Origin of the sequence: Burkholderia sp. BCC1998, from assembly GCF_905339875.1 — a bacterium.
GTDB lineage: Bacteria > Pseudomonadota > Gammaproteobacteria > Burkholderiales > Burkholderiaceae > Burkholderia.
The window spans coordinates 1-1,056 of the sequence record NZ_CAJPHE010000076.1 but is presented as its reverse complement, the minus strand read 5'-3'; the positions used below and the strand labels follow the sequence as shown (position 1 = coordinate 1,056).

Annotated in this window: 1 protein-coding gene; it reads right to left on the bottom strand. The window is 56.2% G+C overall.

Features of this window, described 5'->3' with window-relative positions:
- Positions 1-34 precede the first annotated feature (34 nt).
- The gene (locus U5A56_RS36830; protein ID WP_257776151.1) at positions 35-988 is read right to left on the bottom strand and encodes an IS5 family transposase; all 954 of its coding nucleotides are present in this window, start codon (positions 986-988) and stop codon (positions 35-37) included.
- Positions 989-1,056: the final 68 nt, after the last annotated feature.

The following is a 1,056-nucleotide window of genomic DNA, read 5'->3' as shown; positions in this document are numbered from 1 at the left end:
TGCCGGCGAAACATATGGCCACACCGGTGTGATTTTAAGATGTTCGCAAAGCTCTGCGCGCCATCCATAGATTGCTCAAAGCAAACAGCGTGGTGATCTGAGCGGTATTTTTCATCAAACCACGATAGCGAGTCTTCGCATAACCGAACTGCCGCTTGATGACGCGAAACGGGTGCTCGACCTTGGCTCGGATTCCAGCCTTCAGGCGTTCGATCTGATCGTATATCGCGTCCAGAGGATCACTCAGGTCCAGTAGCCTGCGCTTGCCCGGTCTCATCGCAACATGCCAACGCACTGCGTCAGCCTCACAACGCTTTTCGATTCCCTGATACCCGGCGTCGGCGTAGACATCCGTTTCTTCGCCGTGCAGCAACGCCTCGGCAACGGTGATGTCGTGCACATTGGCCGCCGTTCCAATGACCGTATGAACCAAGCCAGACTCGGCGTCTACGCCAATATGCGATTTCATGCCGAAGTACCAGTTACCGCCTTTCTGCGTCGATTGCATTTCTGGATCCCGGGTGCCGGAACCGTTCTTTGTCGAACTGGGGGCGGCAATCAGGGTGGCGTCGACTGCAGATCCAGCCTTTAGCATCAAGCCTTTTTCCGTCAGGATCTCATTGACCAGCGCGAGCATGTTCGCTGCCAGTCCATGTGTTTCGAGCAGATGGCGGAACCGGAGAATCGTGCTCTCGTCCGGCAAACGCACCATGCCTCCGTCGAGGCCCGCGAACTCGCGGTACAGCGGTACGTCGTAGAGCGCTTCTTCCATTGCAGGATCCGACAGACCGAACCACTGCTGCATAAAGTGAATGTGCAGCATCGTCGCGATCGGGAAAGGCGGTCGTCCGGTTTTGCCCGTCGGATAGTGCGGCTCGATCAGCGCAATCAGCTTCAACCAAGGCACAACACGCCGCATCTCATCGAGAAATTCCCGCTTGCGCGTGCGTTTGGTCGACAGATCCAGACCAAGACCCAACTGCGACATCACTCTTCTCCTCAACTAATTCACGCAGCATCCACGATAGCTGAACGGGGTGACAACGCCAGGACTTT

Excerpts from the sequence above, each read along its gene's own strand:
- U5A56_RS36830 (WP_257776151.1), bottom strand. The coding sequence starts at position 988 with ATGTCGCAGTTGGGTCTTGGTCTGGATCTGTCGACCAAACGCACGCGC.